This window comes from Peptoniphilus rhinitidis 1-13 (assembly GCF_000246925.1).
Taxonomy (GTDB): domain Bacteria; phylum Bacillota; class Clostridia; order Tissierellales; family Peptoniphilaceae; genus Peptoniphilus_A; species Peptoniphilus_A lacydonensis.
The window spans coordinates 40389-62465 of sequence record NZ_BAEW01000004.1 but is presented as its reverse complement, the minus strand read 5'-3'; the positions used below and the strand labels follow the sequence as shown (position 1 = coordinate 62465).

The 22077-nt window shown below is 30.0% G+C and carries 26 protein-coding genes; 25 read left to right on the top strand and 1 reads right to left on the bottom strand.

From position 1 onward, the window contains the following. Nucleotides 1-24: 24 nt before the first annotated feature. Entirely contained in the window at nucleotides 25-567 is a 543-nt protein-coding gene (gene lepB / locus RH95_RS04145; protein ID WP_439645725.1) for a signal peptidase I, read from the bottom strand. A 238-nt stretch (nucleotides 568-805) separates the two neighbouring features. Here lepB and hrcA point away from each other — a divergent pair, with 238 nt between their 5' ends. The 25 genes from hrcA to ccpN all read left to right on the top strand — a co-directional run bounded on the left by hrcA (nucleotide 806) and on the right by ccpN (nucleotide 22070). After that, on the top strand, nucleotides 806-1828 hold the full coding sequence (hrcA, locus tag RH95_RS04140; protein ID WP_010244839.1) for a heat-inducible transcriptional repressor HrcA: 1023 nt from the start codon (nucleotides 806-808) through the stop codon (nucleotides 1826-1828). 8 nt (nucleotides 1829-1836) lie between these two features. Continuing rightward, a complete protein-coding gene (gene grpE / locus RH95_RS04135) occupies nucleotides 1837-2379 on the top strand; it encodes a nucleotide exchange factor GrpE (protein WP_010244837.1) in 543 nt (180 codons plus the stop codon). Nucleotides 2380-2405: 26 nt separating this feature from the next. Further along, the gene (gene dnaK / locus RH95_RS04130) at nucleotides 2406-4235 is read left to right on the top strand and encodes a molecular chaperone DnaK (protein WP_010244833.1); all 1830 of its coding nucleotides are present in this window, start codon (nucleotides 2406-2408) and stop codon (nucleotides 4233-4235) included. A gap of 141 nt (nucleotides 4236-4376) precedes the next feature. Further along, complete coding sequence (gene dnaJ, locus RH95_RS04125) at nucleotides 4377-5504, top strand: molecular chaperone DnaJ (protein WP_010244830.1); 1128 nt, start codon at nucleotides 4377-4379, stop codon at nucleotides 5502-5504. 73 nt (nucleotides 5505-5577) lie between these two features. Then, nucleotides 5578-6486, top strand: a complete 909-nt coding sequence (gene prmA, locus RH95_RS04120; protein ID WP_010244827.1) for a 50S ribosomal protein L11 methyltransferase — start codon at nucleotides 5578-5580, stop codon at nucleotides 6484-6486. Continuing rightward, entirely contained in the window at nucleotides 6479-7168 is a 690-nt protein-coding gene (locus RH95_RS04115) for an RsmE family RNA methyltransferase (RefSeq protein ID WP_010244824.1), read from the top strand. The genes prmA and RH95_RS04115 overlap by 8 nt, the downstream gene beginning before the upstream one ends. Further along, nucleotides 7168-8466, top strand: a complete 1299-nt coding sequence (mtaB, locus tag RH95_RS04110) for a tRNA (N(6)-L-threonylcarbamoyladenosine(37)-C(2))-methylthiotransferase MtaB (RefSeq protein WP_010244821.1) — start codon at nucleotides 7168-7170, stop codon at nucleotides 8464-8466. The genes RH95_RS04115 and mtaB overlap by 1 nt, the downstream gene beginning before the upstream one ends. Continuing rightward, the gene (locus RH95_RS04105; protein WP_010244818.1) at nucleotides 8467-8850 is read left to right on the top strand and encodes a DUF1284 domain-containing protein; all 384 of its coding nucleotides are present in this window, start codon (nucleotides 8467-8469) and stop codon (nucleotides 8848-8850) included. It abuts the gene before it with no gap. 1 nt (nucleotide 8851) lies between these two features. Further along, nucleotides 8852-9190: a histidine triad nucleotide-binding protein gene (locus RH95_RS04100; RefSeq protein WP_010244815.1), complete on the top strand. Its 339-nt coding sequence runs from the start codon at nucleotides 8852-8854 to the stop codon at nucleotides 9188-9190. Between the two features lie 178 nt (nucleotides 9191-9368). Next, on the top strand, nucleotides 9369-10220 hold the full coding sequence (locus RH95_RS04095) for a patatin-like phospholipase family protein (RefSeq protein WP_010244812.1): 852 nt from the start codon (nucleotides 9369-9371) through the stop codon (nucleotides 10218-10220). A gap of 26 nt (nucleotides 10221-10246) precedes the next feature. Continuing rightward, nucleotides 10247-11002, top strand: coding sequence for a TVP38/TMEM64 family protein (locus RH95_RS04090; protein WP_010244809.1), 756 nt, complete (start codon nucleotides 10247-10249; stop codon nucleotides 11000-11002). 88 nt (nucleotides 11003-11090) lie between these two features. Further along, the gene (gene rpsU / locus RH95_RS04085; protein WP_005957648.1) at nucleotides 11091-11270 is read left to right on the top strand and encodes a 30S ribosomal protein S21; all 180 of its coding nucleotides are present in this window, start codon (nucleotides 11091-11093) and stop codon (nucleotides 11268-11270) included. Between the two features lie 15 nt (nucleotides 11271-11285). Continuing rightward, complete coding sequence (locus RH95_RS04080; RefSeq protein ID WP_010244803.1) at nucleotides 11286-11729, top strand: GatB/YqeY domain-containing protein; 444 nt, start codon at nucleotides 11286-11288, stop codon at nucleotides 11727-11729. Nucleotides 11730-11913: 184 nt separating this feature from the next. Continuing rightward, the gene (locus RH95_RS04075) at nucleotides 11914-12633 is read left to right on the top strand and encodes an NfeD family protein (protein ID WP_010244800.1); all 720 of its coding nucleotides are present in this window, start codon (nucleotides 11914-11916) and stop codon (nucleotides 12631-12633) included. A gap of 8 nt (nucleotides 12634-12641) precedes the next feature. Continuing rightward, entirely contained in the window at nucleotides 12642-13634 is a 993-nt protein-coding gene (gene floA, locus RH95_RS04070; RefSeq protein WP_010244797.1) for a flotillin-like protein FloA, read from the top strand. Beyond that, on the top strand, nucleotides 13634-14215 hold the full coding sequence (locus RH95_RS04065) for a hypothetical protein (RefSeq protein WP_010244795.1): 582 nt from the start codon (nucleotides 13634-13636) through the stop codon (nucleotides 14213-14215). The genes floA and RH95_RS04065 overlap by 1 nt, the downstream gene beginning before the upstream one ends. A gap of 81 nt (nucleotides 14216-14296) precedes the next feature. Continuing rightward, the gene (locus RH95_RS04060) at nucleotides 14297-15331 is read left to right on the top strand and encodes a PhoH family protein (RefSeq protein WP_010244792.1); all 1035 of its coding nucleotides are present in this window, start codon (nucleotides 14297-14299) and stop codon (nucleotides 15329-15331) included. Next, nucleotides 15315-15761, top strand: coding sequence for an rRNA maturation RNase YbeY (gene ybeY / locus RH95_RS04055; RefSeq protein ID WP_010244789.1), 447 nt, complete (start codon nucleotides 15315-15317; stop codon nucleotides 15759-15761). Before RH95_RS04060 ends, ybeY begins: the two co-directional genes overlap by 17 nt. Nucleotides 15762-15765: 4 nt before the next feature. After that, entirely contained in the window at nucleotides 15766-16473 is a 708-nt protein-coding gene (locus RH95_RS04050) for a diacylglycerol kinase (RefSeq protein ID WP_010244786.1), read from the top strand. Then, nucleotides 16474-16887, top strand: coding sequence for a cytidine deaminase (cdd, locus tag RH95_RS04045; RefSeq protein WP_010244783.1), 414 nt, complete (start codon nucleotides 16474-16476; stop codon nucleotides 16885-16887). Continuing rightward, a complete protein-coding gene (gene era / locus RH95_RS04040; RefSeq protein WP_010244781.1) occupies nucleotides 16874-17779 on the top strand; it encodes a GTPase Era in 906 nt (301 codons plus the stop codon). The genes cdd and era overlap by 14 nt, the downstream gene beginning before the upstream one ends. Beyond that, the gene (gene recO, locus RH95_RS04035) at nucleotides 17763-18467 is read left to right on the top strand and encodes a DNA repair protein RecO (protein WP_010244778.1); all 705 of its coding nucleotides are present in this window, start codon (nucleotides 17763-17765) and stop codon (nucleotides 18465-18467) included. The genes era and recO overlap by 17 nt, the downstream gene beginning before the upstream one ends. Before the next feature lie 11 nt (nucleotides 18468-18478). Continuing rightward, nucleotides 18479-19363, top strand: coding sequence for a glycine--tRNA ligase subunit alpha (locus RH95_RS04030; protein ID WP_010244775.1), 885 nt, complete (start codon nucleotides 18479-18481; stop codon nucleotides 19361-19363). Further along, on the top strand, nucleotides 19356-21428 hold the full coding sequence (glyS, locus tag RH95_RS04025; RefSeq protein WP_010244772.1) for a glycine--tRNA ligase subunit beta: 2073 nt from the start codon (nucleotides 19356-19358) through the stop codon (nucleotides 21426-21428). Before RH95_RS04030 ends, glyS begins: the two co-directional genes overlap by 8 nt. A 12-nt stretch (nucleotides 21429-21440) precedes the next feature. Then, complete coding sequence (gene ccpN / locus RH95_RS04020) at nucleotides 21441-22070, top strand: transcriptional regulator CcpN (RefSeq protein ID WP_010244770.1); 630 nt, start codon at nucleotides 21441-21443, stop codon at nucleotides 22068-22070. Nucleotides 22071-22077: the final 7 nt, after the last annotated feature.

Below are 22077 nucleotides of genomic sequence, written 5' to 3'. Positions count from 1 at the left end.
CTATTAAATAAATATAAAATTTTATTAATTTTTATTTTTACTTTCAAGTTCAAGGGATCCTTTGTCTTTAATAGGGAACATTCTATATACAGCAGCAGATTTAATTCTTTTTTTATTAATTGGGCCGAAATATCTGGAGTCAACGCTCATCTTAGGAAGTCTATTGTCGCCCATAACGAAGTACTCATCTTCTTTAAGAGTTAATTTTTCTATTGAGGACTCAGTATAATCACTTGAAGTATAATTTTCTTCTAGGACTTTTCCATTTAAAATAACTTTTCCATCTTTAAATTCAATAGTGTCGCCACCCTTTGCTATAATTCTCTTGATGTAATTTCTACTATCATTGGGTGCATCAATTACAACAATTTCACCACGAGGAAGATCTTTAAATCTTTTATAGGAAAGGCAAATTAATTTGTCTTTTTCATTTAAAGTTGGATTCATAGATTCTCCATTTACAACAGCTATATTAAAAATAAAGTTTCTAACAAAAAGTGCAATTAAAACTGCAATTACAATTGTAAGAACAAAGGATAGTGTTTCATTTTTTTTCAAAGTAATCATCTCCAAATATTAATTTTAACACAAAGAGAGTGAAGATTGGAAAAATTTTTAAGTTTAATAAATAAATGTATTTTAAAAAATTTGAATTTAATTTTTGTAAGAAATTTATTTTGATTTAGAAAAAGAAAGATAAAATAAAAAAAATTTTAAAATTCCTTGACAAAGTTACAAGGAGGGAGTACTATATATGTAAGTTAGCACTCGATACAAATGAGTGCTAACAAAAAGGAGGAAAATTATGGATGATCGTAAAATGAATATTTTAAATGCCATAATTGAAGCATATATTGATATGCCTACTCCCGTCGGTTCCAGAACTCTTTCCAAGGAGTACAATCTAGGAGTGAGTTCTGCGACTATAAGAAATGAAATGGCAGATCTTGAAGACCTTGGTTTTTTAAATAAGCCTCATCAATCAGCAGGAAGAATTCCTTCCGACAAGGCTTATAGATTTTATGTTGATGAAATTTTTAAAAATTTTAGTACTTTTCACGACATGGAAGCATCACTTAAAATCAAGGATAAAATTTTATATAATTCAAGCAATTTAGAAGATTTTTATAAAAACACTGTGAGTTTACTTGCCAGCATTAGCAATTGCACTGCATATTTAATTGCACCAGAAAAAGCTGACAAAAAGATAAAAAGGCTCACTCTTGTAAAAATTGATGAAAAAACTGCACTCCTTGTCTTAATAGGAGATAGAGGAGTTATGGAAAGATATTTTCTAGACATAGAAAATATTCCCAATGATGATTTTTATTATATTGAGAGAGTTTTAAATGAGAAAGTTTCAGGAATTGATTTTGATAAGATTGAATCGTTAAAGATTTCTCTTTCTGATAATATGGTAAGACATGCAGCTTTTATTTCAAATATTATAAAAATTGCAAGTAATTTTAATAAAAAAGTATCTTCCATTGAGATTTATTATGACGGCCTCACTAATATTTTGAATTTTGATGAATACAAAGATCTTGAGAAAGCTAAAGATTTTATGAATTTAGTTGAGGACAGAGATAGTTTATTTCAAATTCTAAAAGAGGATAACTTTACAAGTGATGTTGAGGTTATTATTGGTTCAGAAAATAGTGCCAATCTTATGAAAGAGAATACTATTATAAGAGCACCCTTTGCTACAAGTTATGGAATTTATGGGAGCATTGGTCTTATTGGACCTGTTAGAATTGACTATATGAGATTGGTTAAAGTCGTAAAAGTTTTTAGCGATGCTGTTAAAAGTGGATTAGAAGAAATGTGAGGGAGTACATGACAAATGATGATATAAAAAAAGAAGATGTTTTAGATGAAGAAAATTTAGAAAAAGATGAAACAGAAGAAATAGAAAACGAAGAAGGTTCTGAAGAAGTAAAAGAAGAAGCTTCAGATGAAGATGAAAAATATAAAAATTTAATGGACAAATTTATGAGACTTCAAGCCGACTTTTCAAATTATAAGAGGAGGACTGAAACTCAAAAATCTGAGTTTGTTGAACTTGGTGTAAAAAAAATAGTAAATGATTTACTTCCTGTTATTGACAATTTTGAAAGAGCTATGGATTCTATTGGTGATAAGGATTCAACTTATGACGGGATAAGAATGATAAAAGATCAACTTACTGATGTTCTTAAGAACGAAGGTATAGTAGAAATGAAAGCACTGGGCGAAGAATTCGACCCAATGTATCACCACGCAGTGCTAACTGAAGATTCTGATGAATATGAAAGTGGCTATGTAATTGAAGTTTTACAAAAAGGTTATTTAATTGATGATAAGACATTAAGACCAGCAATGGTTAAGGTTTCACAATAATTTAGTTTATTTAGGAGGAAATTTAAATGGGAAAAATAATTGGTATTGATTTAGGAACAACTAACTCTGCAGTAGCAGTAATGGAAGGTGGAGACTCTGTAATAATTCCAAATATAGAAGGTAATAGAACTACTCCATCTGTTGTAGCTTTCACAAAAGATGGCGAAAGATTAGTAGGAGAAACTGCTAAAAGACAAGCTATAACAAATCCAGATAGAACTGTTTCTTCAATTAAAAGACACATGGGTTCTGATTTTAATGTAAAAATAGATTCAAAAACTTATACACCACAAGATATTTCAGCGATGATTTTACAAAAATTAAAATCTGATGCAGAATCCTATCTTGGAGAAAAAATTACAGAAGCTGTTATAACTGTTCCAGCTTATTTTACAGATGCTCAAAGACAAGCAACTAAAGACGCAGGAAGAATTGCAGGACTTGATGTAAAGAGAATTGTAAATGAACCAACTGCAGCAGCTCTTGCTTATGGAGAAGATAAAGATGGCAAGGCACAAACTGTTATGGTATATGACCTTGGCGGTGGTACTTTTGACGTTTCAATTCTTGAACTTTCTGATGGAGTTTTTGAAGTACACGCAACTCGTGGTAACAATAAACTTGGTGGAGATGACTTTGACAATAGATTAATTGATTATATTGCAGAAGAATTCAAAAAAGAAAATGGTGTTGATTTAAAAGCTGATAAGATGAGTCTTCAAAGATTAAAAGAAGCAGCTGAAAAAGCTAAGAAAGAACTTTCTTCTACAATGTCAACAAATATAAATCTTCCATTTATTACAGCTTCAGCATCTGGTCCACTTCACTTAAATATGGATATAACTCGTTCTAAGTTTGATGAACTTACTGCTGATTTGGTTAAAATGACTGAAGGACCTGTTAAAGATGCTTTAAAAGATGCAGGACTTTCTGCAAATGATATAGATAAAGTTCTTTTAGTTGGTGGTTCAACAAGAATCCCAGCAGTACAAGAATGTATTAAAAAATTAACTGGAAAACAACCACAAAAAGATATTAACCCAGATGAATGTGTCGCTCTTGGTGCAGCTATTCAAGGTGGAGTTCTTTCAGGAGATGTAAAAGATTTATTACTACTTGATGTAACACCACTTTCCCTTGGAATTGAAACAATGGGTAATATTACAACAAGACTTATTGAAAGAAATACAACTATTCCAACTAAGAAGTCACAAGTTTTTACAACTGCAGCAGACAATCAAACGTCTGTAGAAATTCACGTACTTCAAGGTGAAAGACAAATGGCAAAGGACAATGTTACTCTTGGAAGATTTACGCTTGATGGAATTGCTCCAGCAAGAAGAGGAGTTCCACAAATTGAAGTAACATTTGATATTGACGCAAATGGTATTGTAAATGTAAATGCAAAAGATCTTGGAACAGGTAAGGAACAACATATTACAATCACATCTTCTACTAACTTAAATGAAGAAGAAATTGAAAAGAAAGTTAAAGAAGCTGAAATGTATGCACAAGAAGACGCTAAGAAAAAGGATCTAATCGAAGCTAAGAACAATGCCGATTCAATGATTTATCAATCAGAAAATACTTTGAAAGATGTTGAGGGAAAGATCTCTGATGCAGATAAAAATAAAATTGAAGAAGCAATTAAAGGTCTTAAAGATGTAAAAGATGGCGAAGATTTAGAAGCTATAAAATCTAAGACAGAAGAACTTACTCAAGCTTTCTATGCAATTTCTGAAGAAATTTACAAGCAACAACAAGAACAAGCAGGAGAAACTGGAGCAGATAATTCAAATCAAGACGATGATGTAGTTGATGCTGACTATGAAGTTGTAGATGACGACGAAGAATAATAATTAAATAAAATTGTTGCAGTTTCGGCTGCAACTTTTTTTATGTAATATTTTATGTTTTAAAATTAATGAATAACTAAAATAAATATGCTTTATTTTTTTTACGATTTATATTAGAATATAAAACTATTGAGGTGGAAGATGAGAAATTTTTATGAGATTCTTGAAGTTGAAAAAAATGCAAACAAAGATGATTTAAAAAAATCCTATAAAAAACTTGCAAAAAAATATCACCCAGACTTAAATCCAGGGGACGAAGTGGCAGAGGCAAAGTTTAAAGAGATTTCCTATGCTTATGAAGTTCTTTCTGACGATGAAAAAAGACAAATTTATGATGTCTATGGAGAAGAAGGACTTAAAGGAAATATGGGTGCTGGTGGAAGCGGCTTTGGTGGCTTCTCTGATATTTTTGATGATATATTTGATATTTTTGGCGGATCAAAATCTAGTCGATATGATTCTAGAAGTAGAAAAGATATGCCTAGAAAGGGGCCTGACACTAGAGTTGATGTAACACTTGATTTTTTTGAAGCAATCTTTGGCGCTGAAAAAGAAATTTCTGTAAAAGTACAAGAGGAATGTGAACACTGTCATGGAAGCAAAATGGAACCCGGAACAGAAAAACATGAATGTGACAAGTGTCATGGTACTGGTGAAGTTACTTCAGAACAAAACACTCCTTTTGGAAGATTTGTTAGAACTTCAACTTGTGACAAATGTGATGGAACAGGTGAAGTAATTGAAAAGCCATGTAAAGTTTGCCATGGTAAGGGAAAAGTTTCGAAGAGCAAAAAATTAAAAGTAAAAATTCCCAAAGGTGTGGACTCTGGAAATATTATTTCTTTAAAAGGACAAGGTTCTGTTGGAGAAAATGGCGGAGAAAATGGAGATGTGTTTGTTTATATTAGAGTTAGATCTGATGCAGTCTTTAAAAGAGAAGGAAACGATATTTATTTAAATGTGCCAATATCTTATCCAGATGCAGTTCTTGGAGCTACAATTAAAGTTCCTACACTAAAAAAACTTGTTGATTATGATATTCCAAAGGGCACAACTGGTGGAACAGTCTTTAGGCTAAAAGGCGAAGGAGTTCCTTATGTCAATAGAGAAAATCAAAGAGGAGATTTGTTCTTTAAAGTAGATATAATTATTCCAAAAAAAGTTACAGAAGAGCAAAAGAAACTTTTGGAAGAATTAAGAGAAACTGAAACAGAAGTTGAAGAACATAAAAAGACATTTTTAGACAAGTTAAAGGGTTTATTTGATTAATGCGGATCTTTGATTCGCATTTTTTAAATTGTATAAAAATTTGAGGTAATATATAATTAAAAAAGGTGATTAGATGAAATACATTGAAATGACAATAAATACATCAAAAGATAAAAAAAATTTAATAGAAGGAATCCTTTTTGACTACGGAATTTATAACTGCGAAGAAGTTTCTAGTGATTTAGTTGACGAACTAGATCAAAATGAAAAAGATTGGGACTTTATAGACTATCCTCTTATAAATTTAGGCGAGAATATTTTTGCATTAAAAGTTTATCCAGAAAATATTTCCGATGCAAAGAAATTAAAAATTGAACTTGAAGAAAAAAAACTTGGACAATGTATTGTTGAAGAAAAGGATGATGAAGATTGGGCAAACAATTGGAAAAAATATTATAAACCATTAGAAATTGGAAAAAAGATTGCAATTGTACCAGAATGGGAAGATTACGAAAACAAAGGAAATAGAGAAATTATAAAAATAAACCCTGGGATGGCTTTTGGAACGGGGACTCACGAATCTACTTATATGTGCCTTGAACTTTTAGAAAAATATGTGCGTGATGGGGATGAAATTTTTGACATAGGTTGTGGTTCGGGCATACTTGCCATTGCATCATTAAAACTTGGAGCAAAAAAAGCTCTTGCTATTGATATTGATGAAAAATGTATTGATGCTTCTTTTGAAAATGCGAAATTAAATAATTTAGAAGATAAAATTGAAATTAAAAAAGGCAATCTCTTAGATGTTGTAAAGGGTAGAGCTGATTTAATTGTTTCAAATATTATTGCAGAAATAATTGTAGATGAAATTAAAAATTTAAAGAATCATATGGATAGTGGTGGAATTTTTATAACATCAGGAATTATAAAAGAGAGAAGACAAATGGTAATTGACGCTCTTGCTGAAAATGGATTTGACATTATTGATGAACTTGAAAAAAATAATTGGGTTGCAATTGTGGGAAAATTAAATGTATAGATTTTTTGAAAATAGAAATTTTGAGGAAAATACAGATTTAAAAGAGGAAACAATCCATCATTTAAAAAATGTAATTAGGGTAGAAGATGGAGAAGAGTTTCAAGTTGTCTTTGATGATGGGATTTTTTCCTTTGCATATTTTAATGGAAAGATTAAAAAGATTGGAAAAGTGAAAAAAAATAATGAGTCGAAGGTGCATCTGTCACTTTTCTTTGGAGTTTTGAAAAATAATAAGTCAGAAGATGTGTTGAGACATGCAACAGAAATAGGAGTAAGTGATTTTTATCCTGTTTTAATGGATAGAAGTGTTTCAGATATTTCAAAAAAGAAGGAAAAGAAGAAAGAAAGATACCAGAAAATTGTGGAGTCTGCGGCGAAACAGTCAAAGAGAGATATTATTCCTATGGTTCATGATATAATAAAAAGTGAAGATATATTAAATTTTGATGGGGATCTTGTACTCTGTTATGAGGATGAAAAAAGAACACAACTTGGAGAAATTATACCAAAGCTTTCTAACAAAATTGGACTTGTAATTGGACCAGAAGGTGGAATATCAAATAGAGAACTTGAAATTTTAAAAGATGTAAAAAAGGTTGGTCTTGGAAGCAGAATTTTGCGTGCAGAAACAGCGGCAATTGTGACATCTTTTTATATAATACACGCAAAGGAGTGTGAGTAATGGCAAAAACTTTTTCAATTTTAACTCTTGGTTGCAAAGTAAATCAATATGAATCAGAAGCAATGAGCGAACTTTTTGAAAAAAGAGGTTACAAGGAAGTTGATAATGACGAATTTAGCGACGTATATATTGTAAATACTTGCACAGTTACAAATTTGTCAGATAGAAAATCAAGACAATTTATTAGAAAATCAAAAAAGAAAAATCCTGATTCTGTTGTGGTAGTTGTAGGTTGCTATTCACAAGTTAGCCCTGAAGAAGTTAAAAATATTGAAGGCGTTGATGTTGTAATAGGGACTACTGAGAGGAATAAAATCGTAGATTTAATTGAGGAGTTTAAAGATTCTCACAAAAAAATAAATATTGTAAAAGATTTAAAAGATGTACGTGAATTTGCAAATACTACGAACTTTGATAACAACAATAGAACTAGAGCTTACATGAAAGTGCAAGACGGGTGTAACAGATTCTGCACTTATTGCATAATACCATTTGCAAGAGGCCCAATTAGGTCAAGAGAGATAGACGATGCAGTGAGAGAAGCTAGGATTCTTGCTGACAATGGTTTTAAAGAAATTGTGTTAACTGGAATTCACATTGGATCCTTTGGAATGGATATGGGTGATATGAGATTAATTGATTTAATTGAAAATATTGCAGAGATTGATGGAATTAAAAGAATCAGACTTTCTTCAGTTGAACCGATAATTATCACAGATGAATTTATGGAAAGATCTTTAAAAACAGAAAAATTATGTGATCACTTTCATTTGTCATTACAAAGCGGTTCAAATAATATTTTAAAGGCTATGAATAGACGCTACACTCGTGAAGAATATATTGAAAAGGCAAATATAATTAGAAAATATATGCCTTATGCAGGACTTACTACTGATATTATAGTTGGATTTCCTGGAGAGAGCGAAGAAGATTTTGAAGATTCAATGAGTATTGTAAGAAAAGTTGGTTTTTCAAGGATTCACGTCTTTAAATATTCTAAGAGAAAAAATACAAAGGCTGCTGCAATGAAAAACCAAATTGATGGCAATATTAAAAAGGAAAGATCGGAAAAATTAATTGCTCTGGGAGAAGAATATCAAAAAATCTTTGAGAGAGAAAATATGAAAATACCAAAGTCAGTTTTATTTGAAGAAGAACATGACAAAGAGTATTATGGATACACAACAAATTACATCAGAGTAAAAGCAAATAGTGATATTGACATTAAAAATAAAATAAAAAATGTAAAAATTTTGGACACTGGTGAGATTGCAAATTGTGAAATAATTGGTGATTAAATGTTAAAGATAAGGGCTCATCACATAATGTGTACAAAAAATTTTGTTGGTGAAGGTTATAGCGATGATTTTTCGAAAAATATGACTGAAATTATAAAAAAATTGCAAGAAAATCCTAAAGTTATGTTAATAAAAGATCTTGATGATATTTGTAAAAATTGTCCAGATAATCTTGGAAAAGTTTGTAAGGAAGATGAAAAAGTAAAATATTACGACCAAAAAATTTTAGAAATTTTAAACTTAAATGAAAATGAAATTTATTCATGGATAGACATTAGAAGAGCTTCCTGTGATATAATATTTAAAAAGGATAATCGTGAAATGATTTGTGGAGATTGTCAGTGGAATAATCTTTGCAAAGATGTTGAATTGAAAAGGAGGTAGCATGGACTGTTTATTTTGTAAAATAATTAATGGAGAAATTCCTTCGGAAAAACTTTATGAGGATGAACTTGTATATGTATTTAGAGATATAGACCCTAAGGCACCTACACATTTTTTAATTGTGCCAAAAGAACACATTCCTTCAGCAGATGATTTAGAAGAAAGACATAAAGATTTAATTGGTCATGTATTTTTAGTAGCAAAAAAGATTTGTGCAGAAGAAGGATTAACTAAGGGATATAGAATTGTAAATAATTGTAAAGAAGACGGGGGACAGACAGTAGAACATCTTCACTTTCATGTTCTTGGAGGAAGAAGTTTAAATTGGCCACCAGGTTGATAAAAATAAAAATATAGACTAAAGCTATGGGAAAACTCATAGCTTTTTTATTGCCCTTGTTGAAAATAATATGCAATATTATTATAATGAAAACATATATAATGTAAAAATTTTTTAAAACTGAAAATTTTTCATAAGAAGATTTTTATTTGATATATTTTATTTAAAGGATGATGTTATGAAGTTAGGGTTCGTAGATGTAGGGGGAGGCACTAGAGGAATATATGGCGCTGGAGTCTTTGATTACTTAATGGATAAAGGCATAGAGGGAGATTATTTTATTGGAGTGTCGGCAGGTGCAGCTAATGGAGCTTCTTTTCTTGCAAATCAAAGAGGCAGAAATTTTGTTTTTTATAATGACTATGCTTTTAGAAAAGAATACATGAGTATAAGAAACTTTATAAAAAAAGGTTCTTATCTTGATCTCGAATATGTTTATTACACTTTAAGCAAAAAGGATGGAGAAAACCCTTTAGATTATAAAAAAATAGTTGAAAATAAAACAGAATTTAAGATTGTTGCAACAAATGCGCTTACAGGAAATCCTGTTTATTTTGATAAAGAAGATCTCTCACAAGATAATTATGATCCCATAAAAGCATCTTGTTGTGTTCCAGTTTTATGTGAGCCTTATAAGATAAATAATGCTCTTTATTTTGATGGAGGTCTAAGCGATCCAATCCCATATAAAAAAGCTTTTGAAGCAGGTTGCGACAAAGTAATTATAGTTTTAACAAGGCCAAAAAATTATTTTAGAAATCCAAAAAAAGACAAAAAATTTGTGAAAATTTTAAAAAGAAAATATCCAGAAGCTGCGGAAGCTCTTGAAGATAGAGCGAAAGTTTACAATAAATCTTTAAAGGAAATACTGGAACTTGAAAAGAAAAATAAAGTAGTTATAGTAGCACCATGTGATACATCAAATTTAAAGACACTTACCCAAGATCATAAAGAACTTGAAAAGTTATATGAAATGGGAAAAGAAGATGCGAAGAATTTGTTAACAAAAGAAAATATAAATAGACTTTAAAAAGTAATATAGAGGAAGGAGGATTTATGGGAAAAGTTAAGAATAAAATAAAATTTTACAAAGATAAAATATTTGAGAAAAATGAAGATATTGTTTTAAATGAGTCAGATGAGAAAGTTTCAAAGAGAGTAAAGAAAATTCAAATAGTGGCATTAGTTTGCTTTGTGTCTGCTTTAGTTGTAATTTTACTTACAAGAAGTGGAAATGTAAGTATAGAATCAATAACAGAAAATGCACATGGAGATTCAAGAAAGTCTATTTTATCTCTAATGTTTTTATTTGCAATTAAAAGTCTGACAATTGTAATACCTTTGCCCTCACTTTATGTTGCAAGTGGAATACTATTTTCGCCACTTAAAGCAGTTCTTGTTAGTTATTTGGGTCTTGCAATTACACTCACGATTCCCTTTATCTTGGGAAGATGGTCTGGTGCAGAAGAGATGGAGTATATTAAAAAGAAATATCCCAAAATAGAAAAAGTTATAGAAATGCAGGAGAGAAATGAATTTTTAGCAAGTTTTGTAATTAGACTAATTGGATGGTTTCCTTGTGATGTTTTGAGTTTTTATTTTGGAGCGTGTAAAACTAATTATTTAAAATACATAACATCTGCGCTTTTAGGTTGTTCCATTGGAGTAATAACAAATACACTTCTTGGCGATGTAATTTTAAATCCATTTTCATGGCAATTTATAGTTTTACTTTTAATAAAAATTGCCATTTCCGCTTCAGTTATTGCTATAACTTATCGTGTAAATAAAGGTAAAAATTCTAAAAAGTAAAAATATTATTGAAGTTTTGGGATTTATGAGATATAATGAATCTACATTGGCCGCAAGGCTACTCTTTTCTACGAGAGGAGGTTAAAAAATGTCCGAAATCAGGGTTGGTGAAAATGAATCTTTAGACAATGCTCTTAAAAGATTTAAAAGACAATGTGCCACAAGTGGAGTTCTCAAAGAAGTAAGAAAAAGAGAACATTATGAAAAACCAAGTGTTAGAAGAAAGAAGAAATCTGAAGAGGCACGCAGAAAAAAACACAGATATTAAAGAGAGGGTGTTCTTATGTCTCTAAAAGAGAGACTAATGGCAGATCTTAAGACTGCTATGAAAGAAAAAGATAAACTTCGAAAAGATGTTATCACCATGGTTCGAGCATCTGTAAAACAAAAAGAAGTAGATGAGCGAGTAGAACTAGAAGATGCTGATATTGAGAATATTATTTCAAAACAGTTAAAAGAAAAAAAGGCGTCAATTGAAGAATTTAAGAAGGGTAATAGAGAAGATTTAGTTGAAAAGACTAATGATGAAATTGAAATACTACTTGAATATTTACCTGAGCAATTATCAGATGAAGAATTAAAAGAAATTATAAAAAAAGTAATTGACGAAAATAATATAACATCAATGAAGGATATTGGATTATTAATGAAAAATGTTATGCCTTTAGTTAAAGGCAAAGCAGACGGCAAACAAGTCAATGTAATTGCCAAAGAATTGTTAAATTAAGACTCGGGATTACCCGGGTTTTTATTTTGCAAAATTTTCTATGATAGTAAAACATATATATTGTAAAAAAATAAATAAAGTAGATTTACATAATCAAATGAAAAGTTTACAATAAATTAGAGGATTCTTAGATTATTGATAAAATTTGATGGGTAAAAAATATATACAAGTGGGGGAGGTCAAATTGAAAAAAATTAGAAAAAATTTTTATATTTTACCAATTTTTCTCTGTATAATGAATAGTGTATATGCAGAACAAGGAAATTTTGCAGAAAATATTTTTTCAAATGATTATATTTTTACAATTTTACTTATTGTTGCACTAGCTAGTGCAGTTTTAGAAATTTTGACTCCAGGATTTGGCTTAGGGGGCGTAATTTCTATTGTAGCTTTTGTGATTTTCTTTTGGGGGAATATCTCGCTGGGAAACACAAATTATTTTGAAATTCTTTTATTTATTTTAGGGCTTTTGTTAATTGGCTTTGAGATAATGATTCCAGGTTTTGGGGTCTGCGGAATTGGAGGAATAATTGTCATTTCTTATGCAATTGTAATGGCAATGGATGATGTTTATTTTGCACTTTTTTCTCTTGCAATTGCTCTTGTAATTTCAATTGTATCTGGTTTTATACTCTTAAAAAAAGGAGCCAATTCGGAAATAATAAATAGACTTAGACTTTTAAACAAGAGTACATCTGATAGAGGTTATGTAGGTGTAAAAAGTGAAGAAGTAAAAGTTGGAGACATATTAAAAACAAATACAATTTTAAGACCTACGGGTTATGCACATAATAAAGATAAAAAAATAGAAGTTATTTCAGATGTTGGTTTTATTGGAAAAGATGAAGATGTAGTCGTAGTTAAGGTAAGTGGCGCAAGAGTTTACGTCAAAAAATTTAATTAGGAGGGTTTATGAATAGTTATCCTATTGGAAGTATAGTAATCATAGTAATTATAGTATTAGCAGTATCATTATTTTTATCCTTTGTACCTGTGGGACTTTGGATTACAGCATTTTTCTCTGGTGTAAAAATTAAAATATCAGAACTTATTGGAATGAAACTTAGAAGAGTAAAACCTTCAAGAATTGTAAGACCTGCTATAAAAGCTACTAAAGCAGGACTTGATCTTGATATTTCAAGTCTTGAAGCTCATTATCTGGCGGGTGGAAATGTAAATACACTTGTAGATGCACTTATAGCTGCACAAAGAGCAAATATTCCTCTTCAGTTTGAGAGAGCTGCAGCAATTGATCTTGCTGGTAGAGATGTGCTTGAAGCTGTTCAAGTTTCTGTAAATCCAAAAGTTATTGAAACACCAAATATTTCTGCTGTTGCACAAGATGGGATTGAAGTTATTGTAAAGGCAAAGGTAACTGTCAGAGCAAATATTGAAAGACTTGTTGGTGGTGCTGGAGAACAAACTATTATAGCTAGAGTTGGAGAAGGAATTGTAACAACAGTAGGATCTTCTCAAAATTATAAAGAAGTTTTAGAGAACCCAGATGCTATTTCAAAGGTTGTTCTTGATAAAGGACTTGACTCAGGTACTGCTTATGAAATTTTATCAATTGACATTGCAGATGTAGATGTTGCAAGAAATATTGGTGCTAGACTTCAAACAGATCAAGCTGAAGCTGACAAGAGAATTTCTGAAGCAAAGGCAAGTGAAAGAAGAGCCATGGCTCTTGCCCGAGAACAAGAAATGAAGGCAGAGGTAGAAGCTATGAGAGCAAAAGTAGTGGAAGCAGAATCAGAAGTTCCTATTGCTATGGCAGAAGCATTAAAAAGTGGAAATCTAGGTGTGTTTGATTATTATAAAATGAAAAACTTAAATTCTGATACAGATATGAGAACTTCTATTTCAAAAATTTCCGATAAAAATCAAAAAAAGGAAGGTAAATAATGGATTCTGGTCTTAGTATTGTTCTTGCCATATTTTCTTTAATACCTGCAATTATTTTTATTGTAATTTTTAGAGTAATTATAATGATTTTGCAGAGGGGAAAGAATAAATTAACAGAAGATTTCCACGAAGAAGAGTTTGATGATTCGAGAAATATATATGAAGATAGAAAATCAGACCCCAATAGTTTTATAAATCAAGTAAAAAAGATAATTAAAGAAGAGAAGGAAAAGAAAGATAAAAAAGAAAATAAAAATATTTTAATTGACAAGAATCCTAAAATTAAAAATATAAAAGATAAAGACCATAAAATTTCAAAAAAAGAATTAAAGGAAAAAATTTCAGAAAATAGAAAAGTAAAAGAGATAAATGGATCTAATCGAAATTCAGATATAACTAAAAAATTTAAAATTACAGATAGTGATTTTATAAAAGAATGTGAATCTAACGAAGTAATTTATGAAGATGAAGGTTCAAATGAAAATATAAATGAAGATGATTTTTTGAATTTTAATGAAGAAGATTTAACAAAAATTCAAATTTATAAAGAAATTTTTGATAAGCCTTTAAGTCTTAGATAAATAATGGCTTGCTTTTCATAATATATAGAAAAGTGAGCCTTTTTGTGGTATTATAATAATCACGTTTAAGGGGGTATATATTTGGCAAAAACTGAGAGTTCTATTGAAATTAATGATATAAGTTTGTTGTCAGTTGTCTTTGGAAAATTAGATGAAAATATTAATTTAGTTGAAAGAGAATTTAATGTTAATATTAAATCTAAGGATGATAAAATTTTGATAATAGGAGAAGAAGATCCAGTTTGTGATGTGGATCTTTTGCTTAAAAATTTAATAGACACTGCAAAAAAACAAAAAAATTTAAGTCTATCTGATGTTAGATATGCAATTTCACTTATAAAAAACAATGAAAAAAGACCAGTTTCTGAACTTTTAAAAGATACAGTTGTCTATACTTCTATGGGAAAACCTATAAGAGCAAAGACTCTTGGTCAAAAAAGATATATTGATAATATTAATGATAATGACATTGTTTTTGGAATTGGGCCTGCTGGAACTGGAAAGACTTATCTTGCAATGGCAGCTGCAGTTCGTGCCTTTAAAGCAAAGGAAGTAAATAGAATTATTTTAACAAGACCTGCTGTTGAAGCTGGAGAAAACTTGGGATTTTTGCCAGGAGATTTACAAAATAAAGTTGATCCCTATTTGAGACCACTTTATGATGCTCTCTTTGAAATACTTGGTCACGATACTTACAATAATTTGTTTGAGAAAGGCCTAATCGAAGTTGCGCCTTTAGCTTATATGAGAGGAAGAACTTTAGATAGTGCTTTTGTAATTTTAGATGAAGCACAAAATACTACTAATGAACAGATGAAGATGTTTTTGACAAGACTTGGCTATGGATCTAAGGCGATAATAACAGGTGATGTCACGCAAATTGACCTTCCAAGAGGAAAACAGTCTGGACTTAAAACTGTTTTAAGGATTTTGGCAAATGTCAAAGGAATTGGGATTACTTATTTAAATAAAAATGACATTGTGCGTCATCCACTTGTTCAAAGAATTATAGATGCTTATGAAAAATATGAAAAGACAAATGAAAAAGCAAAAAAAATTATAAATGAAAAGAAATCAAATATAAAGACTGGAAAACAAAATGAAAATATATTATGACGATAGGCAAGAAGATATAGAAATCACAGATGAGATAAGAGAATTAATAAAAAAATCTGTAAAAGCTGTTTTAAAAATTGAAAACTTAGAAGAAAATGTTGAAGTTTCAGTTTCTTTTGTGGGTGATGATGAGATTAAAGGTTTAAATAGAGATTTCAGGGGAGTAGACAAAGTTACTGATGTTTTGTCATTTCCAATTGATGATGAGTTTATGATTGAAAATAAAATTCTTGGGGATGTTATAATCAATACAAAAAGAGTAATGGAACAAGCAAGTGAACTAGGACATACTAATGAAAGAGAACTTTCTTATTTAACGGTGCATAGCATTTTACATCTTTTGGGTTATGATCACATGGATGAGATTGAAAAAAGAGAAATGAGAGAAAGAGAAAAACTTGCTATGAAAGAACTTTCTATTTACAGGTGATATTATGAAAAAGGGACGATTTATATCTTCTTTTAATTATGCAGTGCAAGGAATAATTTCTGTATTAAAGACAGAAAAAAATATGAAATTTCATTTTATGGCTGCCTTTGGAGTTATAATTTTATCACTTTTTTTTGATATTTCTTCTACGGAATTTTTATTAATGTTATTTGCAATAACTTTAGTTGTATTTGCAGAAATGATAAACACAGCCATTGAGAGAACTGTAGATTTAGTTGTTCAAGAGTATAATCCCATTGCAAAATATGTAAAGGACGTTTCTGCCGGAGCAGTTTTAATCACAGCTCTAAATGCAGTTGTCGTGGCTTATTTAGTTTTTTATGACAAATTTGCTTCCTTTGGAGATTTACTTCTTTTTAAAATAAAAAATATGCCAAATCATTTGGCATTTGTATCTCTTCTAATAATACTTATAGCGACAGTTGGAGCAAAGCTTTTAATGGCAAAAAAAAGTGGAGGCACGTATTTTCAAGGAGGAGGTCTTAGCGGACACTCTGCAATATCGTTTTGTGCGGCAACTATTATTACAATGATTGCTCAAAATTCATTAGTTACATTATGTTCTTTTGGGCTTGCTTTTTTAGTTTCAGAAAGTCGTGTTGAAGGTGGTATTCACAAAGTTTCAGAAGTTGTATTTGGAGCAATACTTGGAATTTGTGTTGCAGTTTTTATTTTTAAGGTAGTTGGTTAAATGAAATATGAGAAATTAATTGAACTTGCAATATATGCTAGAGATAATTCTACTTATACACCATACTCACATTTCAATGTTGGATGTGCAGTTGAAATGGAAGATGGAGAAGTTTACACTGGCGGAAATATAGAAATAGCATCTTATTCTCCAACAAATTGTGCAGAGAGAACGGCTATTTTTAAGGCGGTGTCTGATGGAAAAAGAGAAATAAAAAAGATAGCTATTGTTGGCGATAGTGATTATACTTTTCCTTGTGGAGTTTGCAGACAAGTTATTCGCGAATTTTCAAAAAAACCTGAAATAATAATAGCAAATTCAAAAGAGGATTATAAAATTTATGGGATGGAAGAAATTTTACCTCATTCTTTTGGCCCAGAAGATTTAGTTGGAGATAAAAATGGAAGAAAATAATTTTAAATCGGGATATATATCTGTAGTTGGAAGACCAAATGTAGGGAAATCGACTTTACTTAATTCAATAATAGGGGAAAAAATTTCGGCGATTTCTTCTAAGCCGCAGACTACAAGACAAAATATTACATTTATACACACAGATGATGATTCTCAAATGATATTTTTAGATACGCCAGGTATTCAAAGACCAAAAAATAAGCTTGGCGAATTTATGCTAAATGAATCAAAAGAAGGAATTGAAGAAGCTGATATAATAACTTATATTGTAGATGTTTCAAAGAGAATAGGAAAAGCGGAAAGATCTATTATAGATATTTTAAAGGAATACAATGGACAAATCCCAATAATTTTACTTATAAATAAGGTAGATAAAATTAAAAAAGAAGAATTACTTGAAATAATATCTATGTATTCAAATGAAGGGATTTTTGATGAATTGATTCCTATTTCAGCAATAAAAAATGATGGAATAGATATTTATCTAGAAACTCTTAAAAAATATTTAAAGCCTGGGCCAATGTATTATTCTGAAGATATGATTACAGATAAAAATGAGAGATTTATTGTATCAGAGATAATTCGTGAGAAGGGACTTAGATATTTAAATGAAGAAGTTCCTCATGGACTTGCAATTTCAATTGAGAGATTTAAAAAGAGAAAAGACAAAAATTTTTATGACATTGAAGCTATTATTTATGTAGAAAGAGAAGCTCACAAAAAAATAATAATAGGAAGGGGCGGATCAATGTTAAAAAGAATTGGAACTGAATCAAGAGAAGATATTGAAAATCTATTGGACGCCAAAGTTAATTTACAAATTTGGATAAAAGTTCAAAAAAATTGGAGAGAAAAGGACAATTTGGTAAAAAGATTTGGCTACAACAGATAAATATACTCTCGGAATAGTTTTAAATGAGATTGATTTTGGGGAAAGTTCCAAGATTATAAAAGTTTTTACAAGAGATTTTGGGAAAGTTTCTATTATGGTAAAGGGAGTAAAATCTTCTAGATCAAGAAATCTAAGTGTGTCACAGATTTTTGGAGTAAATGAATACTTCCTAAAGAAGGGGCAGAGTTTTTATTATATTAGTGAAGCGAAAATTATAGAATCAAATTTTAAAATTAGAGAAAATTACGAAAATTTAATTTATGCTTCTTTCATATTAGAAATTTTAGAAAAATCTTCAATAAACGAAGAGGCCAATAGAAAAATTTTTGATTTAGTTAGAAAGACTATTAATTTTTTTAATGACACTAAAGACCCAATTTCTATTTCTCTTGCTTTTGAGCTAAAATATTTGTCCTTTCTTGGGTATAGACCAAAATTAGATTCTAAAGAAAAAACTTTTTTTTCCATAAGAGAGGGTATAATAGATTATGCAGATCCCTATTCTCATTCCTTTACTAAGAAAGATTTAAATTATTTAAGGAATCTTTTATATGGAAAACTTGAGGAAATTCAAAATATAGATTATATAGATAAAAATAGAAAAAAATTTTTGCACAAAGTTTTTATAGATTATATAAAATACAATTTAGAAATAAGCAGTTTTAAGTCTGACAAGCTGTTTAGTTAAAGGAGGAAAAAATGTATTTCCAAGATTTGATAATGACATTGGAAAATTATTGGAAGGAAAAAGGGGCAATTATTTTGCAACCTTATGATATTGAAAAAGGTGCAGGAACAATGAATCCAAATACTTTTTTGAGATCACTTGGACCAGAAGAATGGAAAGTAGTATATGTTGAACCATCAAGAAGACCTGCTGATGGAAGGTATGGTGAGAATCCAAATAGGCTTTATCAACATCACCAATTACAAGTTATATTGAAACCATCACCAGAAGATGTTCAACAATTGTATCTTGATTCACTTTTTGCAATTGGAATTGATCCAAAAAAACATGACATAAGATTTGTAGAAGACAATTGGGAGTCACCTACTCTTGGAGCTTGGGGACTTGGTTGGGAAGTTTGGCTTGACGGAATGGAAGTCACACAATTTACTTATTTCCAACAAGTTGGCGGAGTAAACTTGGATTTAGAAAGTGCAGAATTAACTTATGGACTTGAAAGAATTGCAATGTATCTTCAAAATGTTGAATCAGTTTATGATATTCAGTACAACGAAAATATAACTTATGGCGAAGTTTTTAAAAATAACGAATATGAACATTCCAAATATGCTTTTGAACTTGCAGATATAGATATGCTTAGAAAATTATTTGATATGTATGAAACTGAAGCAAAAAGAGTAATTGAAGATGGAATAGTAATTGACGCTTATGACTACACTCTTAAATGTTCGCATACTTTTAATTTATTAGATGCTAGAGGAGCACTTTCAGTTTCTGAGAGGACAAGCTACATTCAAAGAGTTAGAAATCTTGCAAAGTTAGTTGCAAATACACATCTAAAGCACAGAGAGGAACTAAATTTCCCACTTATTGACAGAGGTGAAATAAATGAATAATTATTTACTTGAAATTGGAGTTGAAGAGTTGCCATCAAGATTTGTCAATATGGCAATAGAACAACTAGATGAAAAATCAAAGAAATTATTGCAAGAAAATGAAATTGGATTTGCTGATGTAAAAGTTTATGCAACTCCAAGAAGACTTAGCCTTGTAATAGAAGATATTGCTGAGAAACAAAGTGATATTAAAAAAGAAGTCAAGGGACCTGCTGTTAAAATTGCCTACGACGAGGATAAAAATCCTACAAAACCTCTTTTAGGTTTTATGAAGTCACAAAACATTAGTGAAGAAGAAATAGAAATAAGAGAAGTAAAGGGAACAGATTATGTTTTTGCAAATATTTCTTCAATTGGAAGAGATTCTTCTGAAATTTTAAAGGAAATTATCCCATTATTAATTCGAGATATTAATTTTCCTAAAAATATGAGATGGGGTGGCAAAAATATTAGATTTGCAAGACCAATAAGGTGGATAGTATCTCTTTTAAATGACAAAATTGTTGATTTTGAATTTGAGAATATTAAAGTTGGAAATAAAACAAAAGGACATAGATTTTTAGGTTCATCTGAAATAATTGTTGATAATGTAGAAAATTATGAAAAACTGTTAGAAGAAAATTATGTAATTTTAGATCAAAATAAAAGACGTGAAATTATTAAATATGAATCAACTAAGATTGCAAAATCTTTGGGTGGAGAAATTCATGAAAATGAAGATCTTTTGGAAGAATTGACTTATATTGTAGAATATCCGACACCAATAAAGGGTAGCATCAAAGAAAAATATTTGACTCTTCCTAAGGAAGTTGTAACAACGACAATGATTGATCATTTGAGATTTACTCCAGTTTATTCACAAGATGGAGATCTTCTTCCGTATTTTATAACCGTTAGAAATGGCACAAAGGATTACGAAGAAATTGTAATTGCTGGAAATGAAAAAGTTCTTGGAGCAAGACTTGAGGATGCCAAATTTTTCTATGAAGATGATATTTCAAAATCATTAGAAGATTATGTAAAGAATTTAAATGGAGTTTTATTCCATGATAGATTGGGATCTATGCTTCAAAAAGAAAATAGAGATGGAGTTGTTGCAAAAAAAATTGCAGAGTCACTTTCTTTTGCAGATGAGGCTATAAATGCTATTGATAGAGTTGCCTATTTATCAAAGGCAGATTTGACAACAAAAATGGTAATTGAGTTTACAGAACTTCAAGGTGTAATGGGAGAAATTTACGCACTAAATTCTGATGAGAAAGAAATAGTTGCAACAGCGATTAGAGAACAATATCTTCCTAAATTTGCAGGAGATGAACTTCCTAAATCGAGTGTAGGTTCTATCTTTTCTCTTGCAGATAAACTAGATACTATTGCAGGCCTTTTTGCCATTGATGAAATTCCAACGGGTTCAGCAGATCCTTTTAAACTTAGAAGGTCTGCAATTGGAGTAATAAATATTATAAGAGAAAATTGCTGGAAAATTAATTTGGATGAAGCCATTGAGTCAAGTCTTTATGAATATATTAACGGCTTGGGACTTGCTTTTAATCATGAAGAAGTTATTTCCAATATCAGAGAATTTTTCTATGGAAGAATCAAGACAATGTTGCAAGAAGAAGGAATTAGGTACGACATAATTGATTCAATTTTAATTCCTGATAGCGAAATTTATGATATTTTCCAAAAAGCTGGTGAATTAAATAGTTGGTTCAACGAATGTGATAGAACTAATTTTGTGGATTCCTATAATAGAATAAATAATTTGACGAAAAATGTTGATTTCATAGAAATTGATGAAGATCTTCTAAAGGAAGAATCAGAAAAAAATCTTTATAATAAGTTTGTTAAAATTAAAGACGAATTTAATGAAGCAATTTCTGCTGGAAAATACAAGGATGCTATGAATTTATTAAATGATTTAGTAGAATATATTGATTCTTTCTTTGAAAATGTAATGGTAATGACAGATGATGAAAAAATAAGAGGAAATAGACTTGCTCTTATAAATAGTATTGAGGAGAGTATTCAAAAAATATTAAAAATAGAAAATATTGTAGAATAGGTCGGTGAGTAAATGAAATTTAGCGATAGGCAGACTGAAATTATTGAAATTGTAAAAGAAAATGGTCCCATAACAGGGGATGAAATTGCAGAAAAATTAGGTTTGTCCAGAGCAACAATTAGATCTGACCTTTCAGTTCTCACTATGATAGATATTTTGGGAGCTAGACCTAAGTTTGGATATTTTTATACTGGTAAATCTATAATTTCACATCTATCAGAAGATTTAAAAAAATTGAATTTAAAAGATTATATGTCCCTTCCTTTTTCATGTGATCAAAAGACTTCTGTATATGATGTTATTGTGGATCTTTTTATGGAAGATTTATCTTCTATGTTTATTACAGACAATGGATTTTTGACAGGAATTGTATCTAGAAAAGATTTAATTAGATTTATGATAGGTGACGCTGATATAAAAAAAACTCCTATAAGCGTAATTATGACGAGAATGCCAAATATTTTTTATGTTTCAGTGGATGAGAGTGTATATAAAGCTGCACAGTTAATTGTGACAAAGGGAATAGACTCGCTTCCTGTTGTAAAGATTAAAAATAAGAAAGATCTTGAAGTTGTTGGCAGGTTTACGAAGACAAATGTCACAAGACTTTTTGTAGATGTTTGTGACGGAGAAATATTTTAATTTAGAA

Bases quoted from the DNA above. Each gene is read 5' to 3' on its own strand.
- lepB (WP_439645725.1), bottom strand. From the start codon at position 567: ATGATTACTTTGAAAAAAAATGAAACACTATCCTTTGTTCTTACAATT.
- hrcA (WP_010244839.1), top strand. From the start codon at position 806: ATGGATGATCGTAAAATGAATATTTTAAATGCCATAATTGAAGCATAT.
- grpE (WP_010244837.1), top strand. From the start codon at position 1,837: ATGACAAATGATGATATAAAAAAAGAAGATGTTTTAGATGAAGAAAAT.
- dnaK (WP_010244833.1), top strand. From the start codon at position 2,406: ATGGGAAAAATAATTGGTATTGATTTAGGAACAACTAACTCTGCAGTA.
- dnaJ (WP_010244830.1), top strand. From the start codon at position 4,377: ATGAGAAATTTTTATGAGATTCTTGAAGTTGAAAAAAATGCAAACAAA.
- prmA (WP_010244827.1), top strand. From the start codon at position 5,578: ATGAAATACATTGAAATGACAATAAATACATCAAAAGATAAAAAAAAT.
- RH95_RS04115 (WP_010244824.1), top strand. From the start codon at position 6,479: ATGTATAGATTTTTTGAAAATAGAAATTTTGAGGAAAATACAGATTTA.
- mtaB (WP_010244821.1), top strand. From the start codon at position 7,168: ATGGCAAAAACTTTTTCAATTTTAACTCTTGGTTGCAAAGTAAATCAA.
- RH95_RS04105 (WP_010244818.1), top strand. From the start codon at position 8,467: ATGTTAAAGATAAGGGCTCATCACATAATGTGTACAAAAAATTTTGTT.
- RH95_RS04100 (WP_010244815.1), top strand. From the start codon at position 8,852: ATGGACTGTTTATTTTGTAAAATAATTAATGGAGAAATTCCTTCGGAA.
- RH95_RS04095 (WP_010244812.1), top strand. From the start codon at position 9,369: ATGAAGTTAGGGTTCGTAGATGTAGGGGGAGGCACTAGAGGAATATAT.
- RH95_RS04090 (WP_010244809.1), top strand. From the start codon at position 10,247: ATGGGAAAAGTTAAGAATAAAATAAAATTTTACAAAGATAAAATATTT.
- rpsU (WP_005957648.1), top strand. From the start codon at position 11,091: ATGTCCGAAATCAGGGTTGGTGAAAATGAATCTTTAGACAATGCTCTT.
- RH95_RS04080 (WP_010244803.1), top strand. From the start codon at position 11,286: ATGTCTCTAAAAGAGAGACTAATGGCAGATCTTAAGACTGCTATGAAA.
- floA (WP_010244797.1), top strand. From the start codon at position 12,642: ATGAATAGTTATCCTATTGGAAGTATAGTAATCATAGTAATTATAGTA.
- RH95_RS04065 (WP_010244795.1), top strand. From the start codon at position 13,634: ATGGATTCTGGTCTTAGTATTGTTCTTGCCATATTTTCTTTAATACCT.
- ybeY (WP_010244789.1), top strand. From the start codon at position 15,315: ATGAAAATATATTATGACGATAGGCAAGAAGATATAGAAATCACAGAT.
- RH95_RS04050 (WP_010244786.1), top strand. From the start codon at position 15,766: ATGAAAAAGGGACGATTTATATCTTCTTTTAATTATGCAGTGCAAGGA.
- cdd (WP_010244783.1), top strand. From the start codon at position 16,474: ATGAAATATGAGAAATTAATTGAACTTGCAATATATGCTAGAGATAAT.
- era (WP_010244781.1), top strand. From the start codon at position 16,874: ATGGAAGAAAATAATTTTAAATCGGGATATATATCTGTAGTTGGAAGA.
- RH95_RS04030 (WP_010244775.1), top strand. From the start codon at position 18,479: ATGTATTTCCAAGATTTGATAATGACATTGGAAAATTATTGGAAGGAA.
- glyS (WP_010244772.1), top strand. From the start codon at position 19,356: ATGAATAATTATTTACTTGAAATTGGAGTTGAAGAGTTGCCATCAAGA.
- ccpN (WP_010244770.1), top strand. From the start codon at position 21,441: ATGAAATTTAGCGATAGGCAGACTGAAATTATTGAAATTGTAAAAGAA.